20 protein-coding genes and 1 pseudogene are annotated in these 24,729 nt (G+C 72.6%); 10 read left to right on the forward strand and 11 right to left on the reverse strand.

The annotated features are described in order from the left end of the window. The first annotated feature begins 37 nt into the window (after positions 1-37). The gene (locus B082_RS0116180; RefSeq protein ID WP_018552856.1) at positions 38-6,694 is read left to right on the forward strand and encodes a type I polyketide synthase; all 6,657 of its coding nucleotides are present in this window, start codon (positions 38-40) and stop codon (positions 6,692-6,694) included. Between the two features lie 66 nt (positions 6,695-6,760). Continuing rightward, positions 6,761-7,381, forward strand: coding sequence for a DUF7691 family protein (locus B082_RS0116185; RefSeq protein WP_018552857.1), 621 nt, complete (start codon positions 6,761-6,763; stop codon positions 7,379-7,381). 25 nt (positions 7,382-7,406) lie between these two features. On the opposite strand, the gene B082_RS0116190 is transcribed toward B082_RS0116185, so the two are convergent. Both B082_RS0116190 and B082_RS0116195 read right to left on the reverse strand, forming a co-directional pair. Beyond that, entirely contained in the window at positions 7,407-8,492 is a 1,086-nt protein-coding gene (locus B082_RS0116190; protein WP_018552858.1) for a membrane protein, read from the reverse strand. A 175-nt stretch (positions 8,493-8,667) separates the two neighbouring features. After that, positions 8,668-9,009, reverse strand: a complete 342-nt coding sequence (locus tag B082_RS0116195) for a DUF5713 family protein (RefSeq protein WP_018552859.1) — start codon at positions 9,007-9,009, stop codon at positions 8,668-8,670. A gap of 281 nt (positions 9,010-9,290) precedes the next feature. Between B082_RS0116195 and B082_RS39190 the strand changes: the two genes are divergently transcribed. Then, the gene (locus B082_RS39190; RefSeq protein ID WP_158688879.1) at positions 9,291-10,025 is read left to right on the forward strand and encodes a hypothetical protein; all 735 of its coding nucleotides are present in this window, start codon (positions 9,291-9,293) and stop codon (positions 10,023-10,025) included. A gap of 167 nt (positions 10,026-10,192) precedes the next feature. Here the strand turns inward: B082_RS39190 and B082_RS0116205 are convergent, their stop codons facing one another. Then, complete coding sequence (locus tag B082_RS0116205; protein ID WP_018552861.1) at positions 10,193-10,417, reverse strand: hypothetical protein; 225 nt, start codon at positions 10,415-10,417, stop codon at positions 10,193-10,195. A gap of 450 nt (positions 10,418-10,867) precedes the next feature. On the opposite strand from B082_RS0116205, the gene B082_RS0116215 reads away from it, so the two are divergent. From B082_RS0116215 to B082_RS36200, 5 genes are all read left to right on the forward strand, one after another. Beyond that, the gene (locus B082_RS0116215; RefSeq protein ID WP_234018167.1) at positions 10,868-11,548 is read left to right on the forward strand and encodes an ATP-binding protein; all 681 of its coding nucleotides are present in this window, start codon (positions 10,868-10,870) and stop codon (positions 11,546-11,548) included. Positions 11,549-11,737: 189 nt separating this feature from the next. Further along, positions 11,738-12,187, forward strand: coding sequence for a universal stress protein (locus tag B082_RS0116220; protein WP_026249858.1), 450 nt, complete (start codon positions 11,738-11,740; stop codon positions 12,185-12,187). Next, a complete protein-coding gene (locus tag B082_RS0116225) occupies positions 12,184-13,212 on the forward strand; it encodes an adenylate/guanylate cyclase domain-containing protein (RefSeq protein WP_037710288.1) in 1,029 nt (342 codons plus the stop codon). The genes B082_RS0116220 and B082_RS0116225 overlap by 4 nt, the downstream gene beginning before the upstream one ends. Positions 13,213-13,501: 289 nt before the next feature. Next, positions 13,502-16,108, forward strand: coding sequence for a rifamycin-inactivating phosphotransferase (rph, locus tag B082_RS0116230; protein ID WP_018552866.1), 2,607 nt, complete (start codon positions 13,502-13,504; stop codon positions 16,106-16,108). Between the two features lie 37 nt (positions 16,109-16,145). After that, a complete protein-coding gene (locus B082_RS36200) occupies positions 16,146-17,081 on the forward strand; it encodes an NAD-dependent protein deacetylase (RefSeq protein ID WP_051094629.1) in 936 nt (311 codons plus the stop codon). Positions 17,082-17,110: 29 nt separating this feature from the next. Here B082_RS36200 and B082_RS0116240 read toward each other — a convergent pair whose 3' ends face one another. From B082_RS0116240 to B082_RS0116250, 3 genes are all read right to left on the reverse strand, one after another. Beyond that, positions 17,111-17,572 (reverse strand): glutaredoxin domain-containing protein, encoded by a 462-nt coding sequence (locus B082_RS0116240; protein ID WP_018552868.1) that lies wholly within the window; start codon positions 17,570-17,572, stop codon positions 17,111-17,113. An 11-nt stretch (positions 17,573-17,583) separates the two neighbouring features. Next, entirely contained in the window at positions 17,584-17,928 is a 345-nt protein-coding gene (locus tag B082_RS0116245) for a hypothetical protein (RefSeq protein WP_018552869.1), read from the reverse strand. A gap of 173 nt (positions 17,929-18,101) precedes the next feature. After that, the gene (locus B082_RS0116250) at positions 18,102-18,662 is read right to left on the reverse strand and encodes a hypothetical protein (protein ID WP_018552870.1); all 561 of its coding nucleotides are present in this window, start codon (positions 18,660-18,662) and stop codon (positions 18,102-18,104) included. 222 nt (positions 18,663-18,884) lie between these two features. On the opposite strand from B082_RS0116250, the gene B082_RS0116255 reads away from it, so the two are divergent. Continuing rightward, positions 18,885-19,637: a DUF3626 domain-containing protein gene (locus B082_RS0116255; protein WP_018552871.1), complete on the forward strand. Its 753-nt coding sequence runs from the start codon at positions 18,885-18,887 to the stop codon at positions 19,635-19,637. 16 nt (positions 19,638-19,653) lie between these two features. Here B082_RS0116255 and B082_RS38890 read toward each other — a convergent pair whose 3' ends face one another. Beyond that, entirely contained in the window at positions 19,654-19,869 is a 216-nt protein-coding gene (locus B082_RS38890; RefSeq protein ID WP_234018168.1) for a VOC family protein, read from the reverse strand. A gap of 255 nt (positions 19,870-20,124) precedes the next feature. Further along, positions 20,125-20,706, reverse strand: a complete 582-nt coding sequence (locus B082_RS0116265; RefSeq protein ID WP_026249859.1) for a YrhB domain-containing protein — start codon at positions 20,704-20,706, stop codon at positions 20,125-20,127. Positions 20,707-20,807: 101 nt separating this feature from the next. Here B082_RS0116265 and B082_RS36210 point away from each other — a divergent pair. Further along, positions 20,808-21,059, forward strand: a pseudogene (locus B082_RS36210) (response regulator transcription factor); the annotation flags it as partial. A gap of 102 nt (positions 21,060-21,161) precedes the next feature. Here B082_RS36210 and B082_RS0116280 read toward each other — a convergent pair. From B082_RS0116280 to B082_RS0116290, 3 genes are all read right to left on the reverse strand, one after another. Next, complete coding sequence (locus tag B082_RS0116280; protein ID WP_018552876.1) at positions 21,162-21,977, reverse strand: restriction endonuclease; 816 nt, start codon at positions 21,975-21,977, stop codon at positions 21,162-21,164. Positions 21,978-22,085: 108 nt separating this feature from the next. Then, a complete protein-coding gene (locus tag B082_RS0116285) occupies positions 22,086-22,952 on the reverse strand; it encodes a GNAT family N-acetyltransferase (protein WP_018552877.1) in 867 nt (288 codons plus the stop codon). A gap of 104 nt (positions 22,953-23,056) precedes the next feature. After that, a complete protein-coding gene (locus B082_RS0116290) occupies positions 23,057-24,616 on the reverse strand; it encodes an MFS transporter (protein ID WP_018552878.1) in 1,560 nt (519 codons plus the stop codon). Positions 24,617-24,729 lie beyond the last annotated feature (113 nt).

Here is a 24,729-nt window from a genome sequence, read left to right on the forward strand (position 1 = left end):
GCCGGTTTCCCGCCCTGTCCTCGAAGTGAGCGCCCGTATGGATTTCGAACCGATCGCCGTCGTCGGCCGGGGCTGTGTGCTGCCCGGTGCGCTCGACCCGGACACGTTCTGGGAGAACATCGCCGCGGGCCGCAGCAGCCTGTCGGTCGCCCCGGCGGGGCGGTGGCGGGTCCCGCGCCGCTGGGTGATGGGCTCGGTGGAGGACCACCTCGACCGCACCTGGAGCGAGGTCGGCGGCTATGTCGAGGGGTTCGGTTCCGTCTTCGATCCGGGCGGTTTCCGGGTCGCCCCGGAGCGGATCTCCTCACTGGATCCGCTGTTCCACTGGGTCCTGTACGGGGTGCGGCAGGCGCTCGCCGAGGCGGACCGGGTGGGTCCGCTGCCGCGCGGCGGGCTGGTGCTGGGCAATCTGTCGTACCCGACGCAGACCGGCGCCGCCTTCGCCGAACACGTCTGGCTCTCCGCGCAGCGACCGCCGCTGCGCGACGCCCTGCTGGCGGGTCGGCGCCGTCCACGTCCCGACGCCCGCAACCGCTTCTCCTCCGGGCTGCCCGCCGTGTTCGCGGCCCGCGCGCTCGGGCTCGGCGCGGGGGCGTGGTCCCTCGACGCCGCCTGCGCGTCCTCGTTGTACGCGGTCAAGCTGGCGTGCGACCGGCTGCATGACGGCACGGCAGATCTGATGGTGGCGGGTGCGGTCAGCCGGCCCGATCCGCTCTACCTGCATGTGGGGTTCTGCGGGCTGTCCGCGTCCAGCCGTACCGGGCGCAGTCGCCCGTTCCACCAGGACGCGGACGGGCTGGTGCACGGCGAGGGCGCCGGGTTTGTCGCCCTGATGCGGCTGTCCGACGCCAGGGTTTCGGGTGTCCCCGTGCTCGGTGTGATCCGGGGCGTGGGGCTCTCCAACGACGGACGCGGATCCGGGCTGATCAGCCCGTCCGAGGAGGGCCAGATCCGGGCCATGCGCCTGGCGTACGACATGGCGGGCGTCGCCCCCGAGTCGGTTTCGCTGGTCGAGTGCCATGCGACGGGGACGCCGGTCGGGGACACGGTGGAGGCGCGTGGCATGGCCCGGGTCTTCGGTGCGGCCGGTGACGTGCCCATCGGCTCGGTGAAGTCCAATGTCGGGCATCTGCTGGCGTCGGCCGGTGCGGCCGGACTGCTCAAGGTGCTCGGGGCGCTGGGGGCCGGGGTGCGTCCGGCGACGCTCGGGGTGCGACGGCCGCTGGACACGCTGGCGGGTACGCCTTTGCGGGTGCTCTCGGAGCCGGAGGAGTGGACGGGGCGGCGACGGGCGGCGGTGAGTGCCTTCGGGTTCGGCGGCACGAACGCCCATCTGATCGTGGACCTTCCCGACGACGTGTCACGGCCGGCTGTGCCCCGGCCGGCGCGGGGCCCGGGGCGGACCGGCCGTGCTCGGGAGTCCCGCCAGGACGCACACCCGGATTCGGCCGCGACTTCTGGAGCGGCGGCCGGGAGGGCGGACGGCCGTGCCCCGGTGGCGATCGTCGCGATCGGTGCCCGGGTGGGCGAGGGGAGGTCCGCGGAGGATCTTCGGCGGGCGGTGCTGGGCGGTGAACGGTGTGGTCCCGCCGCGGAGTTCGCCGTGGGGCTGACGGATCTGTGCTTCCCTCCGCTGGGTCTGGAGCGGACCGTGCGCCATCAGCTCCTGGTGCTGGAGGCCGCCCGGGAGGCGGTGCGGTCGGTGCGGCTGCCCCGCGAGCGGACCATGGTCGTCATCGGGACGGGGGTGGACCCGGAGGTGGCTCGGGCCGGTGCCCGCTGGCGGGTGCCGCACTGGCTGGAGGAGGCGGGACTGAGCGCCCGCGCACCGGCGGACGCCGCCCGGGACGCGTTTGCTCCGCCGATGACGGCGGAGGGCGTGGTGGGCAGCATGCCGAATCTCGCGGCCAACCGCATCAGCACCCAACTCGACCTCGGCGGACCGGGGTTCACGGTGTCCGCCGAGGAGGCCTCCGGGACGGTGGCGCTGGAGCTCGCGGCCAGGGCCCTGCGTGCGGGCGAGGCCGACGCCGCGCTCGTCGGTGCCGCCGACCAGTGCTGCCAGGCGGTTCACCGGGCCGCCCTGCGGGAGCTGGGGCACGAGGACGTGCCGGGGGACGCGGCGGTCGTCCTCGTGTTGAAGCTGCTGGATACCGCGCGCAGGGACGGTGACACCGTCGTCGCCCTGCTGGACGAGGAAGCCGCCGACGCGCCGGACGTGGTCATCGGCGACGGCCCCGACGCGGCGTTCGACCCGGCGGCGGCCTTCGGTCGTGCCCATGCGGCGTCCGGGCTGGTCTCCGTGGCGGTCGCCGCGCTCTCGCTCCAGCACCGCGCGGTCCCCCGCCCGGATGAGCCGGCCGACACCGGGGCGGTCCCCCGGACCGCGCGGGTCGCCGTGGCGCCGTTGGAGGGGCCGGCCGTGAGCGTACGGCTGCGCGCCGGGGACGCCCGGCCGTGGCTGCGCGGTCCTGCTCCGAGCCTGCACGTCTTCTCCGGTGCGGACCGCCGGGAGGTGCTGGCCGCGCTGGATGCCGGGGCGGAGTCCGGCGCGGGCCCGGCCCGGCTGGCCCTCTTGGCCGACGGGGACACCGTGCCCGCGCACCGCAGGGAGGCCGCCCGCCGCTGGCTGGCGGAGGGCGGGGCCCGGCCGGCCGACGTGCTGTACCGGGACGCTCCGGTCGAGGGGCGGACCGCGTTCGTGTACACCAACGGCTCGGCCGCCTACGAGGGCATGGGCCATGAGCTGATGCTCGCCCTGCCGTCGCTGGCGGCGACCGTCCGCGACCGACATGGGGTGCGGGGTACGCGGTTGCGGTCCGGGGGGCGACAGGGGGTTCTCCAGCAGATCTGGACCGCCGCGGAACTGGCGGTGTGCCACACGGTGTTCAGCCGCGAGGTGCTCGGGCTGCGGCCGGATGCCGCGCTCGGCTACTCCTCGGGTGAGTCGGCGGCGCTGGTCGCGCTGGGGGCGTGGCCGGATGCGAAGGGGCTGTACGAGGCCACGCGGGAGAGCGGCCTGTTCACCACCGAGCTCAGCGGCGAGCTCCGGGCGGTGCGACGGCACTGGCAGCGGCGGGGCATTCGGGGTTCCAAGTGGGCGAGTTACCTGGTCGGTGCCCCGCTGGACGTGGTCCGTGCGGCGCTCGCCGAGGAGGCCGCCGTTCATCTGATGGCGGTGAACGCGCCCGGGATCTGCGTCATCGGCGGCGAGTCCCGGGCGTGTGCGGGAGTCGTGGCCCGGCTGGGCGCCGACCTCGCCATCGAGCTGGACTACGACATCGCGGCTCACGCACCGGAGCTGGCGGAGGTCAGGGAGGTGTGGCACGCGGTCCATCACCGTCCCACGGTGGACGTGCCCGGTGTGCGGTTCTACAGCGGAGCGACCGGACAGTCGTACCGGCCGACGACCGAACGGGCGGCCGATGCGATCACCGCGCAGGGGATGGGCACGATCGACTTCGCGGCCATGGTCGAGCAGGCCTGGGCCGACGGGGTCCGGGTCTTCGTGGAGCACGGGCCGCGGAGGCTGTGCACCGGCTGGATCAAGCGGGTACTCGGCGACCGGGAGCACGTTGCCGTGGCGCTGGACGCTCCGCAGGACACGGGTCTGCGGCAGCTGTGTCTGTCGGTGGCCGAACTCGTCGTCGCCGGAGTGCCGGTGCGCTACGAAGAGTTGCTCGCCCGGCTCGGCGGTGCCGCGACCGGACTCCCGGATCCCGGGCCCACCGTCACCGTTCCCGTAGTCCCGTCCCCGTCCCTGCCCTACCTGGAGCCCGCTGTGACGACCCTGCCCCGAGCCCCGGAACTGGCCCCGGTCCCCGACCACGGCACCGGCCGTCCGGCCGCCCCGGCACCCCCGGTCCCCGAGAGCCCCGCCACGCTCCCGGCCGCCTCCCCCGCCGCTGTGCCGGTGCCGGAGCCGGAGCCGAAGAGCGCGCGGGACGCGGTCGTCCGGCTCGGCCTGCGGGCCGCCGAGCTGCACCTGGAGGTGATGGCCTGCCACACCGAGACCCACCAGCGATTCCTGCGGACGTCGGCGCTGGCCGTGACCGCGTTGGCGTCTGCCGGAACCCGGGCTGCCTCCGCACCCGGCGCCGTACAGTCACCCGGGTTCGCCGCGCCCCGTCCGGCCGGCCCGCTCCCGTCGCCCGCCCCCGTGCGGCCGAAGCCCGCCCCCGTGCCGGGTGTGCCCGCTTCACCGCCGTCGCCCGAACCGCCGTCGCCCGAGCCGAAGCCGGGACCGAAGTTCGACCGCGCGCAACTGGAGTACCTCGCGGCGCACGAGATCTCCGCCCTGTTCGGGCCCCGGTTCGCCGAGCAGGACGGATACCCGGTGCAGACCCGGATGCCGGGCCCTCCCATGCTGTTCGCCGACCGGGTCACCGGGATCGACGCGGTGCCCGCGGCACTCGCCATGCCGGGGCCGGTGCGCACCGACGGCAGGATCTGGACGGAGACCGACATCCGGTCCGACAGCTGGTACCTGGACTCCACGGGGCGCATGCCGTCCGGCCTGCTGATCGAGGCGGGCCAGGCCGACCTGCTCCTGCTGAGCTGGCTGGGCGCCGATCTCCTCAACCGGGGTGAACGCGCCTACCGGCTGCTCGGCTGCGAAGTGACCTTTCACGGTCCCCCGCCGGGAGCCGGTGACACCCTGTCCTTCGAGATCCACATCGACGGCCACGCGGAGGCCGAGGGCGTGCGGCTGGCCTTCTTCCACTACGACTGTTACGTGGACGGCGAGCTACGGCTCAGTGTCCGCGAGGGCCAGGCCGGCTTCTTCACCCCCGCGGAACTCTCCGGAAGCGGCGGGATCCGCTGGGACCCGGCCGAGTGTCCGCCGGATGACTCCCTGCCGCTCGACCCGCCTGCCGTGCCCTGCGAACGGGCCCGGTTCGGCACGGAGCGCCTCCGGGCCCTGACCGAGGGGCGGCCGGCGGACTGCTTCGGTCCCGGCTGGGAGGCCACGGCGGCCCACATCCGCTCGCCGCACCTCGACGGCGGCAGACTGCGGCTGTTGGACGAGGTGAGCGCCTTCGACCCGGCCGGAGGCCCGTGGGGCCGGGGCTATCTGCGCGCCGAGACGGCGTTGGCACCGGAGGACTGGTTCTTCGCCGGGCACTTCAAGAACGACCCCTGCATGCCCGGCACCCTGATGTTCCAAGGCGGCCTCCAGGCGATGGCCTTCTACCTGACGGCCATGGGGTACACCGTCGACCGGGACGGCTGGCGCTTCGAACCGGTCGACGGCCGGCCCTACCGGACGATGTGCCGGGGCCAGGCGACGCCCGGGAACCGACGCGTCGTCTACGAGGTGTTCGTACGCGGTGTCTCGGCGGGCCCGGTGCCGACACTCCACGCCGACGTGCTGGGCTCGGTGGACGGGGCGAAGGCGTTTCTGGGCCGCGGGATGGCCCTGCGGCTGGTGCCCGACTGGCCGCTCTCGCAGTGGCGGCTGACGGGCCCCGGTGCGGTACAGACCGATGGCGCCCCGGTACCGCTGCCGCGGCTGGGCGGGCTGGTGGGCCATCGTGAGGACGGGCCGGTGGCCACGGCCGACGACGGGTTCCCCTTCGACTACCCGTCGCTGCTGGCGTGCGCCTGGGGCAGGCCGAGCGAGGCGTTCGGCACGATGTACGAGCGCTTCGACGGCCCCCGGGGAGTGGCGCGGCTCCCCGGACCCCCGTACCACTTCATGAGCCGGATCGTGTCGGTGGACGGGCCCCAGGGAGGGATGCGGGAGGGCAGTTGTGTCGTCGCGGAGTACGACGTGCCCGACCGGGCCTGGTTCTTCGAGCAGAGCGGTGGCCGCACCATGCCGTTCGCCGTTCTCATGGAGACCGCGCTGCAACCCTGCGGCTGGCTCGCCTCGTACGTGGGCAGTGCCCTGACCACCGACGTTGACCTGCTGTTCCGCAACCTCGACGGCACGGGGACGGTGACCGGCGAGGTGACCCCGGCGGCCCGCACGGTCCGTACCCGCGCCGAACTGACGCGCGTCTCGCGCAGCGGCGACCTGATCATCGAGTCGTTCCGGGTGTCGTGCTCGGCCGACGGCGTTCCCGTGTTCGATACCGAAACCGTCTTCGGCTACTTCCCGAGGTCGGCCTTCGAGGACCAGCAGGGCCTGGCCTCGTCGGCGGACGACCGGAACCGTCTGGCCGAGCCCTGCGACCGTACCGTCGACCTGGCCTCGCGGCCCGATCGCTACTGCGGTGGTGAACTGCGTCTGCCGGGACCCATGCTGCTGATGCTGGACCGGATCACGGGTTACTGGCCGCAGGGTGGCAGTGCGGGGCTGGGCCGGTTGCGGTCGGAGAAGGACGTGCGCCCGGACGCCTGGTTCTTCCGGGCTCACTTCTTCCAGGACCCCGTGCAGCCGGGTTCCTTGGGCATCGAGGCCATGTGCCAGCTGCTCCAGTTCCACCTGCTCGACGGCGGTGCGGCCGCCGGTGTGCCGCGCCCCCGGTTCGAGCCGGTGCTCCCCGACCGGGAGACGGCCTGGACGTACCGCGGCCAGATCACCCCCGCTCACCGGCTGATCCGGGTGGACATGGACATCGTGGAGAGCGGCACGGACGAGCGGGGCCCCTACGCGGTGGCGGACGCGTCGCTGTGGGGTGACGACACCTGCATCTACCGGGTGCGTGGGGTGGGCATGCGTGTGGTGTCGGAGCCGGACCGGGGATGAGGGGAGCCGGGGAGCAGGCGCCGGCTGCCGCCCGGCGGTGTCAGTGGCGTCGCGTAGGTTCGTTCCATGAGTTCTTCGCTGAGCGTCTACCTGCTCGATGTCGCGGCAGCACGCGCCCTGGTCGGTTCCCGCGACGACCAGTTGTTCGAAGTGCTGCGCGACCGGTTCGCGGACAGTCTGGCGCGCGACGACGACTATCACGGCGACGAGATCGAGAAGGGCGCCCCCACGGCGGAAGCGGCTCTGCGCGCGGTCATTCATGGCGGGCCGTTCAGCGAAGACCGGAACCATGCCTTCCAGTACGGGTACGCCTATGAGCGGCTGTGCTCGTTCTCCGGCGCGTTCCTTCCCAACGACTGCTTCACACCGCACCGGGGCGACTGGCTGTCCGTGGTCGATCAGGGGCTCGGCGCCCTGGGGATCACCGCCGTGTCGGTGGAGTCCTTCAGCCACGGCGGCCCACCCGATCCGGTGCCGTACAGCTTCACGCCGGGCTGCGGGGAGTGGACGCCCGACCGCGTCGCCCAGGCTCTGGAGCAGTACGGGGCTGCCAGGGGCGCGGACGCCGGGTCGGGTCCGGCCTCACCGCAGGAGCCGGAGGTCGTGCGAGCTGTCGAGCAGTGCCTCGACTGGATGCGGCGCGCGAAGGCGCTGCCCGGCTTCGGCATAGTCGGCTTCCGGTACTGAGCCCGAGGACCGGGCCGGTACGGCCTCAGCCCGCGTCGGGCCGGGGCTCCTGTCCGGTGGGGGCGGCCGCCCCGGTCCGCGGGCGCTGCCGCCGGTCGCGCAGGGCGGCGGACAGGATCGCCACCGCGATTCCACCGAAGGCCCAGGCGCCGAGGATCCACAGGGCCCCGGTGGTGTTGTTGCCGTCGAAGTAGACGGTGTTGCGCACCACCGTGGTCCCGGCTCCGGGCGGCAGGGCCTGGCCGATCGCGGCCCAGAACGGCGGCAGCAGTGACGCCGGATAGACCCCGCCCGAGCTGGGGTTGCCGAGAATGGTGAAGATGAGGATGGTGAGCCCCAGCCCGATCGTCCCGGCCAGCGACTGCAGGGCCACGCCCACGGCGCCGGATGCGAAGACGACCAGCGTGCCGATGCCGACGAGTTCCCAGAAGGCGCCGGGCAGACAGTGGAGCACGGGCCCGACGATGATCGCGCCACCGATGCCGGAGACGAGGGCGTAGGGCAGCATCGCCGCCAGCCGCACGAGGGAGCGCAGGAGGGTGGGCCGCTTGGATCCGGCCGCCATGTTCAGCGCCGACGCGGCGAGGTAGCCGCCGATCGTCCAGCTGAGCACCAGGTAGAAGGATGAGAGCCCGCGCGAATCACCTGCGGCGGGCGAGCGGATGTCGCGGACCACCAGGGCACGGTCCTGCGTGCGCTCCACGGCCTGCACGATCTTCGTGGCGGCGTCGGCCGCGGACGGCCCGCCCGCCGAGGCGACCAGCAAGGTGTCGGTTCGCCCGGTCACCGATACGATCAGGGCCGCGTCGGTCTTGCGTTCCAGGAGCCGCGCCCGAGCCTTTTCCCGGTCCAGGACCGGGGTGACGTGCAACGGGTCGCCGGGCAGTGCGTCGAGCCGGGCCACCAGGTCTGCCCGCACTGCCTGCGGGGCAACCAGTGTGATCGGGATCCGGTGGGGCTTGGGAGCGTGGAATGCCCCCATGTACGAGAGTGCGAAGCCCAATTGGAGCAGCAGCACTCCCACCATGACCAGTACGGCCCTGGTCGTGATCGCGTCGCGCACCTCCGTCCACGCGTCGGTCTTCGTCGAGGAGCCTGTTGCGTCCGCCACGTGAAGTTCCCGCTCTCAGCTGTGATTGGCCGGTGGCCCATACCGTTCACATCCTCGGGCTCGCCCAACACCCCGCCGAGGGAACACGCATGTGCCACTCCACGCCCACCCCGTTTGGCGGAACGCCGCGGTGAGCGTCGAGTTCAACGGCTTCCCCTCGTGCGGCGGGGCGGTCTCACCAGTCCCGGGGAGCGATCAGTTCCTCCGCGTCCGCGTCCGTGAATCCGTAGGACGAGGCGACAAACCAGAAGTCCTCGGCGATCTCCTCGCGCGCCACCGTTTCCATCTCGCTCCCGGCCGCCTCGAACTCCGCTTCCAGCCGGTTGAATTCCTCCGTCGCCGCGTGGGTCAGCGCGTACAGCCCCGTCAGGTCCCTGGGCTGCTCCGCCTCGATCCGCTCGCACAAGCGGATCAGGATGGCTCGGCCCTTGTCGAGGACGTGGCCGGGGTAGTAGGTGTCCGCGTACAGCGGCCGCAGAAACTTCCGTTCCGCCACCTGCTGGTTCGTGATCGGCATAGCGTTCCCATCCGTAGGTTGAACCGATGCGCCGATCATGCACCGGACCACTGACAGGCCGGTCCAGGCATCCGCCCGCGCCCGGCCCGTGAGGAGGCGACTGGCCTGCCCGTCAGGCGCGGACGTCCGGGGTCAAGGGGCCGGCGGGGGCGTGGGCGAGGAGGGCGGGACATGAACCGCGACGGTCTTGGGCAGCGGTTGTCGACAGCGGTGGGGTGCGGCGACGCGGCGCGGACCCCGGTCTGGTCCAGCCGGACGGAAGCACACCGCTTGGGCGTGACGTGGACGGGGGTTCCCCGGACATCGTCGCGGCGATGGCGGCCGGCGACGTGGTGCCGCGGCTCTCCGGAGCGTCCCGTGACCGGCTGCTGTCTTCCGCCAGGACCTGGTACGCGAACGGAGCCGCCGATGAGCTGCGGCGCAGGACGGGTGCCTGCGGCCCGGTCCGTACGGCTGCTGGACGACGAGTACCACTACGTCGACGAGGTGTCGCTGGGCGGCCGCACCGTACGAGCGGGGCACGGCGGAATCCGGCGATCCGCCGGCCGCCTGGGCGCCTGGAGGAAACCGGCGGGGGCGTCCTCGCGACAGTCCTCGACACGTACACCGAGCACGAGCACCCCCTTCTGGAGTCCGTCGGCCTCCGGCTCCGCACCCACCCGGACCCGCGCGTACGCCGTAGGGTGCCGTACACCGGTCTGCAACTGGACCTCATCCGTGCTCTGCTGGGGCCGGCCGAGGACTCCGACCCCCTTGCACGCCACGCGGCAGCCGAACAGCTCGCGTCCTCGCCGGACCGCTCGGCCGCCGTCGCGGATGCCCTGGCGGCCCTTACCGGCGAGGAAAACCAGTGGACACGGCTGGAAGCGGCCTACGGTCTCGCCCCGCGCGACGATCCCCGCGCCGCGGAGGCGATCGAACGTGTCGGGCACCTGGGCGAGGGTTACGAACATGACCACCGCGCCGGGGCGCTGTGGACGTGGCAGTGGGACCGGAAGAAGCCGAGTCCCGCATGACCTCCGCTCCGGGCGCCGGGGGCGGCAGGGAGGGGCGTGTCACGAGTTCGGGTACGGCGCCGCACTCGGCCGGGTACGGCGTCTCATGAAGGGGCAGGCGGCGGCCGGAGAGCCGGTCCATGAACACTCGGACCCTTTCGAAGCGGATCCGCGCCGACAGAGGGCAGCTACACCTCGCCCGTGGCGAACAGTTCGAGGTGGCCGCACTTGGGGCAGCGGAACGCCTCTATCTGCCGCCGGAGCCGGCCCATGCGCTTGGCTCCCCCGAAGATTCCCCGCTCCAACGCGCCTTCGATCCATCGCGCGTATCCGCGCGAGTGGTCGCCCGCGTCCTCGACAAAGCCGTCGGCCAGGCCGACCGTTCCGCAGTGGGTACACCTGAGGCTGTTCATCCCGCGAGTGTAGGAACTCGCGGGCCGGTAGGGATCAGTGGGGACGGGCCGCCGCGACGGGCGCAGGGAGAACGGGCCGGGTGCGCCCGGATGACGCGGCGTACGGCCGTGGTCCCGTACGGAGCGAAGTCCGAGGAGTTCCTTACAGGCTCGCGCTTGGGACGGCCGGTCCGCCGGGGCGCGTACAGCTCGACTGCTACGGGGACACCGCCCCCATCGAGATCGCCTTCCGCCACTGGGAGCCGGCGGCCCTGGAGGTGATGAAACTCGCCCATCGCATCGCCGGCATCGTCGAGGACGAGAGCGGCCTCACCGGCCACGACCTCGAGGTGGGGCGGCCGGCCCTGGGCCGGCGAACCCTTGGAATCCGCGGCCCGCCTGAGCGACCTCGACCTCTCCGATCGGGCTCGGCATCACCGGGGGCAGGCCCTCGGCAGGCAAGATGGGCGCGTGTCGACGAATCCTCTGGAATGGATGCGGCGGCGACTGCGCCGGCGCCTGAACCGCCGTGCCCTCGCCCGCGCGGGCGAGGTCCGCCTCGGCGCTCCCGCCCCGGCCGTCCGGGTTCCGGCAGGGCTCATCGTCCTCGTGGGCCCCCCGGCTTCGGGCAAGACCAGCTTCGTTCAGGCGCTGATCGCGGGCGGGCAGATCCGTGCGGAAGCCGTGGTGTCCAGCGACGAGATCCGCGCGGAGCTCTTCGGGGCCCCAGCCACCGAAACGGAATCCGAAGTGGAATCCGGCGCCGAATCCGACGCGGCGGACGCACGGATCTTCGAGGAACGCGACCGCAGGATCGTCGCCAGGCTCGCGGCCGGACGCAGCGCGGTCGCCGAGTCGACGAACGTCACGCCACAGGCACGCGCGCGGCTCATCGCCGTCGCCAGGCGTTTCGACGCCCCGGTGACCATGCTTCGGTTCGATCCGGGCGTCGCCCACCTCGTCCAGCAGTACACCGAACGCGGCCGCACCGACCTCACCGCCGCGGACATCCGCGCCTACGCCGCCCTCACGGCTCGGGACGCCGGTGCCGACCAGCTGCGTTCCGAGGGTGCGTCCGCCGTTCACGGTGTCCCCGGGCGTCGTCAGGCGGTCACGCCCGCCGAAGCCGCCGCCCTCTTCTCCTTCGCGTGACGGATCCGGCGTGCCGCCTCGGAGCGGGCGCCGGGTGCCCCGGTCCGTGGCGGGGCCGAGGAACGTCATACGGACGTCTCCTCCCTCGTCCAGGTGACCGCCCTCTTCCCGCACCTGCTCAAGGAGTTCACCTTCGGCGGCGACATACCTTACTCTGAAGTAAGTTTACTTCAGAGTAAGGAGTTTGCCTTGACTGCCTACCGGACCCTGTTGGTCGGCACGGATGGATCGGAGTCGTCGTTCGCGGCGGTCGAGGCCGCTGCGCGGCTCGCCGCGGTGTGCGGGGCCGAGCTTGTGGTCACCTGCGCCTACGCACCCATGCGCGGACCTGAACTCGCCCTCGCGAAGGACCAGTTAGGAGCGGAGGCCTATCAGGTCGTGGGGTCGGCGCCCGCTGAGGAGACCTTGAGGACCGCCCGGGACCGGGCCCGTCTCCAGGGTGCGGCCGAGGTGCGGTCGGTCGCCGTGGAAGGCGATCCGGTTCCGGCGCTCGTGCGCACCGCGCGGGAGTGCTCGGCCGATCTGCTGGTCGTCGGCAACCGCGGGCTGCGCTCACTGGCCGGGCGGCTTCTCGGTTCCGTGCCGGCGGATGTCGCCAGAAGGGCCGGCCTCGATGTGCTGATCGTGCACACCACGTGAGCGCCACGACTCCCGGGAGATCCGAGGACCGGGAGCCGCGGTCCGTCGAGGATGTGCTGCTCGGCGGGGGGCGTGTGTGGACGCGGCGGGAGGTCGCCGAGCGGGCCGGGGTGGGGTTCGAGCATGCCGTGCGGGTCTGGCGGGCGCTCGGTTTCCCCGCGGTCGACGAGGACGCGAGGGTGTTCACGGATGCCGATGTCGAGGCCCTGCGCGCCGGGGAGCGTCTGGTCGCGGCAGGACTCATCACCGAGGAGAGCGAGACGATGATGGCCCGTGCGCTCGGGCATCATCTCTCCCGGCTCGCGGACTGGCAGATGCGCACCCTGCGCGACTGGACGGACGGGGACGCAGGCCCGGCGCCCGGCAGGGACGTCCTGCTGGACCACATGGCGGCGCTGCTGCCGGAGATCGAACTGGTCCAGCGCTACGTGTGGCGGCGCCACCTCGTGGCGCACGCCGGTCATGTGCTTTCCGAGGTCCGGGAGGACGGCTCGGCGCCGGGCACACCCGGTGATGGTGCGCATGTACGTGACAGGGCGGTGGGTTTCACCGACATGGTGGGCTACACGCGGTTGAGCCGTGGACTGGACGGGGCCGCGCTCGTACGGGTTCTCGACCGGTTCGAGACCATGACGGGTGACGTGGTGGCCGAGGGCCTCGGGCAGGTGGTGAAGACCATCGGCGACGAGGTGCTGTTCGTGTGCGACTCGGCGGCGGCCGCCGCCGACATCGCTCTGGAACTCACCGCCCGCGCCGACGCCGACCCTGTGCTGCCGCAGGTGCGCACCGGGCTGGCCCACGGTGCGGTCATCGGGCGCTTCGGTGACGTGTACGGGGCGGCGGTGAACATCGCGGCTCGTCTCACCGCGGTGGCCCGGCCCGCCTCCGTACTGGTGAACACCGCGCTCGCCGGCGAGCTGGCGGGGACGGCGGGCTATGCGCTGCGGCCGCTCCGTCCCGTGTCCGTGCGGGGATACAGCCGGTTGCGTCCGGTGCTCCTCCGGGCGGGCAAGCCGGCTTCGTAGCCCGGGGAGGTGGCTGGTCGCGCGGCGGTGGCGTACGGCCCGGCCGACACGGCGTACAACAGCGAAGGCAGGGAGAACACTCTCCCTGCCGTGCCCAATTTATAGCGGACTGGGGGGCTTGCGGCAAGGCCCGGAGGGTGGCGCACAATCGTCGGCCAAGGCCACAACCTGCGGAAATGAGGCACTACGTGCGAGCAATGGTGGGACCGGCAGTGCGGGTGCGCAGGGCGGTCGCCGACCGGGCGCCCGAGGCACCGCGACGGGGCGCGGCCGGTTCGGAGGTCTCGCGATGAGTGAGCCGTACGTGCTGGATCTTCATGAGGTCGACGAGGAGCGGATCGCGGTCGTCGGTGGCAAGGGCGCGCATCTGGGGGCGCTGTCGCGGATCGAGGCGGTCCGTGTGCCGGACGGGTTCTGCGTGACGACGGAGGGCTTCCGGCGGGTCGTCGCCGCGGCGCCGTCCGTTGCCGCGCGGCTCGGTCGGCTGGCGCGGTTGGACGCGGACGACCGGGAGGCGATCCGCGGGCTCAGCGCGGAGATCCGCCGGACCATCGAGGGCCTCGCCCTGCCGGGCGATCTCGCGGCGGCCGTCACGGACGCGCTGGCCCGGCACGGAGAACGGGCCGCCTACGCCGTGCGGTCCAGCGCGACGGCGGAGGATCTGCCGACGGCGTCCTTCGCCGGCCAGCAGGACACGTATCTGAACGTCATCGGGGCGGAGCAGGTCCTCCGGCACATCAGCCGGTGCTGGGCCTCGCTGTTCACCGAGCGGGCCGTGACCTACCGGCAGCGCAACGGTATCGACCACCGCACGGTCCAGATGGCCGTGGTCGTGCAGCACATGGTGTTCCCGGAGGCGTCCGGCATTCTGTTCACGGCCGACCCCGTCACGGGAAACCGGAAGGTCTCCACGGTGGACGCCGGTTTCGGGCTGGGCGAGGCCCTGGTGTCCGGTCTGGTGAACCCGGATGTCTTCAAGGTGCGCGGCGACGAGATCATCGACAAGTCGGTCGTGGCCAAGCGGCGGGCCGTGCGGGCCCTGCCGGAGGGCGGTACGCGGGAGGTGCCGATCGGCTCGGAGCAGCAGGAGCAGCCGGCGCTGACGGATGAGCAGGCGGTGCGGCTCGTGAGGCTCGGGCGGCGGATCGAGGCGCACTTCGGCAGCCCGCAGGACATCGAATGGTGCCTGGCCGACGGCGAATTCCGGATCGTTCAGAGCCGGCCGGTCACCACGCTCTTCCCCGTTCCCGAGGCGGACGACGAGGAGAACCACGTCTACGTGTCCGTCGGGCATCAGCAGATGATGACCGATGCCATGATGCCCCTGGGGCTCTCCCTGTGGCAGCTGACCGCCATGGTGCCGATGCACGCGGCGGGCGGGAGGCTGTTCGTCGATGTCACGCCGCGACTGGCCTCGCCGGCGAGCCGTGCCGGGCTCCTGGACCTCATGGGGAAGGGCGATCCACTGGTCAGGGACGCTCTGGAGACCGTCATCGAGCGCGCGGGTTTCCTGCCGTCGCTCCCGGACGCCGCTCCCGGTGGGCCGCCCGCCGGCGGGGCCGCCCCGGTGCCGGTCGAGACGGACCCGGCGGTCGTTCGGGAGCTGATCCGGCGCAGCGAGGAGTCCGTCGCCGCCCTGGAGCGGGATATCCGGGCGCGGTCCGGTCCGGAGTTGTTCGATTTCCTGCTGGAGGCCTTCGACGAGCACAAACGCGTCCTGAGCGATCCGCTGAGCATTCAGGCGATCATGGCGGGGATGGAGGCCACGTGGTGGCTCAACGACAAGCTGTGGGAGTGGCTGGGCGAGAAGAACGCGGCCGACACGCTCACGCTGTCCGCGCCCGGCAATGTGACGTCCGAGATGGGGCTCGCGCTGCTGGATGTGGCGGACGTGGTGCGACCGTGTCCGCAGGTGGTCGCGTATCTGCGGGGCGTCGGGGACGACGACGGTTTTCTGGACGGCCTGGCGAAGGTCGCGGGCGGGGCCGAGGCGCGCGACGCCATCGAGGCGTACCTGGACCGGTACGGCATGCGGTGTGTCGGCGAGATCGACATCACGAGGCCGCGGTGGCGTGAGCGCCCTTCCGCGCTGGTGCCCGTGATCCTCGACAACGTGCGGATGTTCGAGCCGGGTGCCGCGGGGCGGCGCTTCGAGGAGGGGCGGCAGCGGGCTCTGGCGAAGGAGCGGGATGTGCTGTCCCGGTTGCGGGCCCTTCCGGACGGGGGGCGGAAGGCCGATGAGACCGAGCGGATGATCGACCGGGTCCGCACCTTCATCGGATACCGGGAGTATCCGAAGTACGGCATCGTCAGCCGCTACTTCGTCTACAAGCAGGCCCTGATGCGGGAGGCCGAACGGCTGGTGCGGGACGGGGTGCTCGCCGAGAAGGAGGATGTCTTCGCGCTCACTTTCGAGGAGTTCCGGGATGCCGTGCGCGCGAACGAGGTGGACGCGCGGCTCGTCCGGGGGCGCAAGGAGGCGTTCCGGGCGTACTGCTCGCTCACGCCGCCGCGGGTGCTGACGTCGGAGGGTGACGCCGTCAACGGGGCGTACCGGCAGCGGGACGATGTGCCGCACGGTGCGCTGACGGGTCTGCCGGTTTCCGCCGGGACCGTCGAGGGAAGGGCGCGCGTCGTCCTCGATGTGGCCCAGGCGGATCTGGAGGCGGGCGACATCCTGGTCACGACGTTCACGGACCCCAGCTGGTCGCCGTTGTTCGTCGGCATCGCGGGGCTGGTGACGGAGGTGGGCGGCCTGATGACACATGGTGCGGTGATCGCCCGGGAGTACGGTCTGCCGGCCGTCGTGGGTGTGGAGAGGGCGACCCGGCTGATCCGGGACGGGCAGCGTATTCGTGTACACGGAACGGACGGGTACGTCGAACTCCTGTCGTGACCTCGGGGTGGCGGGGCCCGTTCCGTACCCTGGAGGCATGCGCATGCGCCCCACTCTGAGCTGGACTCCCTCCGGCAGCCTGCCACCCGCCACCACCGATCCGGCCCCCGTCGTCGAAGCGCTCCGGGCCGGCGGTGTGCTGGTGCTGAGCGGGGCGGGCATCTCGACGGAGTCCGGCATCCCGGACTACCGGGGCGAGGGCGGGAGCCTGAGCCGGCACACTCCGATGACGTACCAGGACTTCACCGCCGGTGCTCAGGCCCGGCGCCGTTACTGGGCACGCAGTCACCTCGGCTGGAAGACCTTCCGGAGGGCGCGCCCGAACACCGGTCACCGGGCGGTGGCCGCGTTCGGGCGCGGTGGGCTGCTCTCGGGGGTGATCACGCAGAACGTCGACGGTCTGCATCAGGCGGCGGGCAGCGAGGATGTCGTGGAGCTGCACGGGGGCCTGGACCGGGTCGTCTGTCTTTCCTGCGAAACGTTCGTCTCGCGCGGGGAGGTCGCCCGGCGGCTGGAGGAGGCCAATCCGGGGTTCGAACCGGTGGCCGCGGCGGTCAATCCGGACGGTGACGCGGACCTCACCGATGAGCAGGTCGGTGACTTCCGGGTGGTGCCGTGCGCGGTCTGTGGCGGTGTCCTCAAGCCGGATGTGGTGTTCTTCGGCGAAACCGTACCTGCGGCGCGGGTCGAGCACTGCCGGGAACTGATCGACGGGGCGACGTCGCTCCTGGTCCTCGGCTCCTCGCTGACGGTGATGTCAGGGCTCAGGTTCGTCCGGCAGGCCGCTGGGGCCGGAAAGCCGGTGTTCATCGTGAACCGGGAGCCGACCCGGGGCGACGACCGGGCCGTCACGCGGATCTCGCTGCCGCTCGGGCAGGCCCTCGGCACGGTCGCCGGCCTGCTGGGCATCGCCGTCCAGGACGCGGAGGCGGCGGCCCGCCCGGGTGGCGGCGAGGGGTGTGTGAGCGCGTGAGGTGAGGCTGTTGCGCGGCCTCGTCGCGTTCAGCTTCCGATGTCGCGGTCCCGTCGTGCGGAGGGGGCCAGTTGGTCGCGTACCCATGCCGGGTCCGGGTTGGTGTGAGGTGTGCCGGCCACGACGACGGTCGGGACCGTTTCGTTGCCGTCGTTGGCCGCCCTCACCACCGCCGCGCCCTCCGGGTCGCGCCAGATGTCGACCCAGTGCAGTTGGCGGGCGCGGTGGCCGAGCCTGAAGCGCAGGCGCAGGCAGTACGCGCAGCCCGGACGCCAGAAGACGACCGGGCGGCCGTCGAGCGCGCTGCGGCGTTGTGCCTCCGACGCGGCGAGCGACCTGGGGAAGATGAGGGGCGAGTTCAGGTACGCGAGCAGTGTGAAGGCCGCCGCGATGGTGGCGCCCTCGGCGATGTGTCCTCTGCGGAACGACCCGGTCGCGACGGCGCAGCCGCAGACGAAGAACACCAGTGACAGCAACCAGGCACGCGTCATGGGGAAGCAGGCTACCCCTGACCCGGTGCGCTCCGCGGACCGGGTCGAAGCCGCCACCACCGGCGGCGCCGCGCGGACTGCCCGGGACCGGCCTGCCCGGGGTCCGGCGGCGGAGGGTCCACGTAGATCCGGGCTGTGCGCTCCGGTTCCACGCCGACCCGGCCGGGGTGTACGCAGACCGGGGTCCGGGTGTCCACGGTGTACCGGTAGCCGTCCGCCGCGTCGAACGGCCAGTCCCTGCTGGGCCGGTCCGCGACGAGGAAACCGGTGCGCGGAAACCGCAGCGCCGGGCAGAACCAGCAGCACGGGTAGTCCGAATCCGGGTCGATGAAAGGTGCCTCGGCCTCGTCGTCCATGGTCTTCACGAAGGTAGCGCAGGAGCGTGGCAGGGCTCACGGCGGGCGGGCCGAGCCGGCAGCTCACGGGGGTCGTGGTCTGCCCCTCGTGCTCCTGGCACTGGTCGTACGGCTCCTCGCCTGAGCCCGGGAAGGAGCCGCGGTCGCCGCCGCGCCGGGTGAGGAGCGCGGTTTCACGGTGCGGATGACGACCCGGCGGGACGCCAGGCGGCGGGCCAGGCCACGTCACGGGCGACGGCCCCGGTCACGCCGAGGCTGGCCCGTGCGCGCTCGACGTAGCGGTCTCGCGCGTTGCGGAATTCCAGATAGGCCTGGTTCCAGTCCTGTCCGGCCTCCATCTCGACGCCCCGGGCCAGGGACTCCAGCCGCCACAGGCAGTGGTCCAGCGACTTGGACGCGGTATTCGCCTCGGTGTCGCCGAGCAGTCCCAGCGTCTCCGACAGCGCGGAGCGCCGGGACTCCAACTGGCCTACCTCGGAAAGCACTTCAGGGGTCGGCTCCAGCGGGACGGGGCCCGACGTCAGGCCGCGGGCGGCGGCGATCATCTGATAGCGCGCCGCCAACTCCTTGACGGCATGGGCGTACTCGGCGTACGCGGCGAGGCGGCGCTCGTCCCAGCGGACGGCCTGCTGCCTGCGCCACCTCGTACGCTCGGTCGTGCTGCTCACCAGGAACGACATGACGGCTCCCAGGGCGACGCCCGCGAGCGGAAGTATCTGTTCGGCCGGACTCACAAGGGACCTCCCCGTCGGGTAACACGGAACACAGGCCATTCTCTCCACCGCGTCGTCTTCCCGGGGCGGGCGGGCCCGCGCACAATTCTGTGCAGCGGCCGACCGGTTCGGGGAACACTGTGCCGATGAGTCTCCCCTCCCCCATCCGGACGCCGCAGCGGCGGGCCCTGGATCACGTCGCCCTCGCTGGCGTCGGGCCCTCCGGCGGACCCCGCGCTCAGGGTGACCCTCAACTTCCACCCGGACCGTCCGGTGCGTGGCGTGCCGATCCTGGAGTCGATGGCCCGAACCGGCTCCTACTGCTCGCAGTTCGTCACCGGAACCAGCAACGGCGGCCTGACCGCGTACCCGGGCGGTGACCGGTGGCGCTGGGAGAGCCGGATATTCGCCGGGGCGTACGACACGGCACCCGCCCACGAGCGGCCTGTCTACGGAGCGTTGAACTTCCGCCGGCAGCCGGCCGGTGGGGCGCCGCGGTTCGGTTCGGCGCACTTCCGGCTGGGCGTCGAGACGCTGGAGCGCACCACGTTCTGCTACCCCGACAGCTTCCTTGAGCCAGTGGATTTCGGGGTCGTCTCCCGCATGGGGCTCGTCGGCCTCGCCCTGGCCGGCCGTCAGGACGCCCTGGACGACTACATCGAGGCGCAGGTGCACGGGCCGGTCCGCCCGGACTGCCATGTGGAGGCGCTGGTGCTGGACCCCTGCTACCGGGACACGGCCGTCGAGGCCGCCGCGCTGCGCCTCGGCTGCCCCGTGGAGTGGCATCCGGGTTTCCGGCTCACGGTCGGGGAACTGCGCCGTCACCCGGGGTACCGCGGTCAGGAGTACGTCGACCTGGGCACGGCGATCGCCGTCGATGGTGTGCTCGACCCCCGCGTCGTCGGAGCGGCGGCCCGCACGGGGCGTTTCGACGCTCGGGCGGTCAAGAAGGTGTGGCACTACGTGGCACGGTTCGGCCGGGTGTGGTGCGCGTAGTCTCCGCCCGTCCGACTCAGGCGCCGGGGAGGAAGAGGCAGAACGGGTGGCCGTGGGGGTCGCGCAGGACGCGTACGTTCTTCTGGGGCTGGAGCTCCTCCGGCGTCGCGCCCAGGGCGCGGGCCCGCCGGGTCTCCGCCTCCAAGTCGTCGACCTGGATGTCCAGGTGCGCCTGCATCTGCTGGGTTCCCGGGAGCTGGGGCCAGACCGGGGGTGTGTGGTCGGCCTCCAGCTGGAAGCTGAGGCCGGGGCGCTCCCTGTTCCGGGGCCCTCAGTCTGACCCATTCCGGCTCCCGGTCGACCTCCTCCCAGCCCGGGAGGGCACGTTAGAAGTCGGCCGGAGCGGGCGGGTCGGGCGTGCCGAGGACTACGGCTCCGAGGATCGTCGTCATGTCCCCCACCTTGCCCCGGCGACTGCACCGGGTGCGCGCACCGTGCGCCGCGGGCCGCGCCCTTCTGACGTGCGACGGAACTTCGCGGACACGGCCTATGGGCTGTCCCGCGGCTCGTGGCCGGCGGTTCCGGCGCGAACGGTGACCACGGCGAGCACGGGATCGAGAGGCGTCACGAGTCCGGCGGCGGCGATGGCCACGAGGTGCACGGGCACATCGCCGTCCGCCAGGCCGTTGACGTATGCGAGGGCCGCCGCGGGCAGCAGTTCCGGGACCTTCCCGCGCAGCGTGCGCACCGCGTGCAGGCGTCCGCGCGCCGCGGCGACCGCGCGCAGTTCGTCGTGCAGGTCGTCCAGGGCCGTGCGTACGGGCAGTCCGCGTATCCGGGCCCGGTAGTCGTCCTCCCACGCGCCGGTCGCCATGGAGACGGCGCCGATGCGGTGCAGACCTCCGTCGGCGCGGTCGACCAGGTACGGGCCGCTGCCGATGAGCATGGACCGCGGGTTCCGGGTGCGTACGAATTCCTCGGACTGCCAGGAGACGATCCACACGAGCTCGTGTTCCTCCACCTGGACCACGGCCGTGCGCACCGCGCCCACGTCCACCGCGCGCCACTTCCGGTAGTCGCGCTCCAGCTGCTCTTCGACGGTGCGCACGGCGGTTTCTCGCTCGATCATCTGTGCAGCCTTGCGTACGGGCCCGAGCGGGCCACGCCGGCGGCCGTACCGGTGAAGTGGTTCTTCTTGCCGATGACCGGGATCAGGGCGGAGTCGGCGGACAGCGCGATCTCGCCGCGCTCACCCCGCGCGAACTTGAGGTGCTCGGCCTGCTCGCCCGGGGGCTGAGCAACGCCGAACTCGCCGCCCGCCCGCACCTGGCCGAGGCGACCGTGAAGACGCATGTCGCCCGCCTCCTCGCCAGGCTCGGGCTCCGAGACCGCGTGCAGGCCGTCATCGCCGCCTGCGAGACGGGGCTGGTCAGCGTCGGCGAACGCGAAGCGGATGAGGACGAGGAGGGGACCGGCCCCTGACAGCGGGCGGGGACGGACGGGTCCGGCCCCCGACCGATGCCCGGTGCCGGATACGGGGCGGCAGGCTCAGCGGGCTCCGCACCGTGGCCGCGAGCGTGCTCCTCAGGCCGTGTCCGGCATCGCCGGGCCCCAGGGGGCGGGGCCCGAACCCTCGGCCCAGGCGGCGAGCATGGCCCCGTCCACGCAGCGGATGCCGCAGGCCCGCGCGTACTCCAGGGCGGGCGCCGTGAACTCACTGGTCGTCACCATGGTGGCGAGCTGTGCCCCGTGGACCGTCCAGCAGGTACCTCCGAAGCGCTGGAGGTCCTGGGAGCCCACCTTGTGCGCGGGTCCGTACTGCTTGCACTGCACGACGACGCGCCGCCCGTCCGGTGCGGTGGCGAGGACGTCGGCGCCGAGGTCACCCGCGCCGCCGGTGACCTCGGCCTCCTGGCAGCCGTCCCGTTCGCACAGCGCGGCCACGGCCGCCTCGAAGCCGTCGGGGTCGAGTGCGCCGAAGTCGAGCGCGGCCGGGTCGGCGGCCGGCGGCGGGAGTACGGCGGTGAGCCCGTCCCGTGCGCCGGGGACGGGGGCGGGTCCTGCCGCCCGGACCGAGGCGGAGGGGAACGGCTCCGGGACCTCGTCGCGGGGCGTGCCGGCGGCTTCGCCGGGGGGCGGTGCCATGGCCTCGCGGGCTGCCCGGCGCAGTTCCCGGGTGCGCGGCATCGCCCGGAACAGGATGTAGAGCACGGGGACGGCGAGCACGGCCAGAGCCCCGGCGGTGACCGGGTGGGCGCCGGCCCAGTGGGCGAAGCGCAGGAAGAGGAGGGCCGCGCCGCAGATCAGGGCGCCGGCCAGGGCGAGGGTGAGGAGGGGGCTGCGCAGCGGTTCGGTGGTGCGGGCACGGCGTGTGCCGCTTCCCGGTCTGCGTATCGGCACGGCATCTCCCTCGGCAGGTCACGAACGTCATCGACCGCCGTGTGCCCCGAACCACGCGTTCCATGATCAGCCGGCCCGCCGCGAGCGTGCTGCCCCGGCGGACGGCCCTCAGGCCCGGCGGACGCAGTCGTGGATCTCGGGGCGCCGCAGAAGACCCGCCGACTCGTACGTGGCCACGGCGCCGGTGCGGGAGCTCGGGGTGCAGACGAGTGCGCTGGAGGCGCCCATGTCCCGCAGTGCGGCCGCCGCGGCGAGAGTGATCGCCCGTCCGTAGCCGCGGTGGCGGTGTTCCTGGTGCACGCCCATCGGTTCGAGCAGTCCGGGCCGTCCCGGGCCGGCCGACCACACCGTCACGGTCGCCACCGCCTCGCCCCGCTCGTCGCGGGCGAGCAGGCACCGGGCCTCGGCGAAGGGGAGCCCGGCCGCCATCGCGTGCCAGTGCCCTTCCGTGAACCGTGACCCGTCGAACGCCGAGCGGTGCACGGCGGCGACGAGGTGCGCGTGTTCCGGCCCGGCCACGTCGATCCGCACGCCCGGGTCCTCCACGGGCCGCGCGAGGTCACGGGCCAGCGGCGTCCACGGCTCGTCGGCGCCCCAGCCCGCCTCGCCGAGCAGCTCCCGGAGCAGCGCGTCCTTCGGCGCCTCGACGTTCGCCCTCCCCCCGGGCAGCACACCGCGCGCGGGACGGGTCACGTCCTCGGCCAGCCGGTGCGCCAGCTCCTCGTCGCCACGGGCGTCCGGAGCTGTTGTCAGCCGCACCAGCCCGGGACCGTCGAGCAGCCCGACGGCGAGGATCCGGCCGGCCCGGCTCCAGGTCCGGACCCCCGCGGCGGCGGCCTCCGCGCCGAACCGCCGGAACCAGCCCAGGTCTCCCGGATGCAGTTGCGCCGGCGCGCCCTCGTGCTGCCACTCCCGCAGTGCGCCGACGGCGCCGCCCAGCCCGTCTGCCCGCGGTGTCGCGAGTGCGATCGTCATGCCGCCGATCCGACATCACCACGAGGGCGGTGCACAACCGGTTTTGGGCGTCGCGGTCACCGGGGCCCGGGGCCGGGCCGTCGCCACGGGGCCCCCGGCGTCGCTCAGGTGCCGGACTCGGTCTGGGAGAGCGGCGTCGCGATGTCCTCCAGGGAGCGCTGCTCGGCGTCGACCGCGAGGAAGGCCGCGACGATCCCGGCCGCGCACATCAGGGCCGCGCCGATGGAGAAGGCGAGGGCCGTGTCGCCGGGGACCCCCGATTCGGTGAGGTCGGCGAAGATCAGGGGGCCGCTGATCCCGCCGACGGCGGTACCGACCGCGTAGAAGAAGGCGATGGCCATGGCCCGGGTCTCCATCGGAAAGACCTCGGAGACCGTCAGGTACGCGCTGCTCGCGCCCGCCGAGGCGAAGAACAGGACGACGCACCAGCACGCGGTGAGGGTGTTGGCGGTCAGCGAGCCCCGGTCGAAGAGCCAGGCCGTGATGAACAGCAGGATGCCCGGCAGGATGTAGGTACCGGCGATCATGATGCGCCGCCCGATCGTGTCGAACAGCTTGCCGAGCACGAGCGGTCCGATGAAGTTGCCGGCCGCGATCACCGCGAAGTAGTAGCCGGTGTGGCCGCTCCGCACGTCGTAGAACGTCGTCAGGATCGCGCCGAAGCCGAAGGTGATCGCGTTGTAGAGGAATGCCTGCCCGATGAAGAGGGAGAGTCCGAGCACGGCGCGCTTGGGGTAGCTGCGGAAGACGGTCCTGGCGATGAGCCCGAAGCCGATGCTCCTGCGTTCGTGGATGGTGATCTCACCGGCCGGGGGCGGCAGCTTCTCGTGCTTCTCGTCCTCGATCTCCCGCTCGACGGACGTGACGAGCTTGTCCGCCTCGTCCCCGTGGCCGTGGATGAACTGCCACCGGGGGCTCTCCGGCACATGCCGCCGCACGAGGAGGATCACGAAGCCGAGGACGACGCCGAGGGCGAAGGTGAGCCGCCAGCCGAGGTCCTTGGGGAAGTAGTCCGTGTTCAGCATGACGATCGACAGCAGCGCACCGCCGACCGCGCCCAGCCAGTAACTGCCGTTGATGATGAGGTCGACGCGGCCCCGGTACTTCGAGGGGATCAGCTCGTCGATGGCCGAGTTGATGGCCGCGTACTCGCCGCCGATACCGAAGCCGGTGAGGAAGCGGAAGAGGAAGAACCACCAGGCGCTGAAGGAGAGGCCGGTCATGGCTGTCGCGGCGAGGTAGACCGCGAGCGTCACCATGAACAGCTTCTTGCGGCCGAACCGGTCGGTGAGCCACCCGAAGAACAGCGCCCCCGAGCAGGCACCCGCCACGTAGAGGGCCGCGGCGAGTCCGGTGACCTGAGCGGACGTGATGTCGAGGCCCGAGCCGTCCTCCGAGAGCCGGCTCGCGATGTTACCGACCGTCGTGACTTCGAGGCCGTCCAGAATCCACACCGTGCCGAGCCCGATGACGATCATCCAGTGCCAGCGCGACCACGGCAGCCGGTCGAGCCGGGCCGGTACGGCCGTCGTGATGGTACCGAGTCCGGAATCACCCGGCGCCGCGGCCTCCTCGCGCGGATCGCGGCCTCCTCCCCCGCCGCGCCCCCCGTCCGGGCGTCGCTCCCTGCCTCCAGGTCCCTCCGATGCGGCGGGGGTCGTCACGGCAGCTACCTCCTCGTCCGGCGGGCGCACACTGCGGGGCCGCAGAGCGTCCAATATCCGCCAGTTGCCCGTGCGGCGCCCCCGCACACGCGGCCACTCGCCCACATGAGGTG

The sequence above is a fragment of the Streptomyces sp. ATexAB-D23 genome (assembly GCF_000373645.1).
Classification (GTDB): Bacteria; Actinomycetota; Actinomycetes; order Streptomycetales; family Streptomycetaceae; genus Streptomyces; species Streptomyces castrisilvae.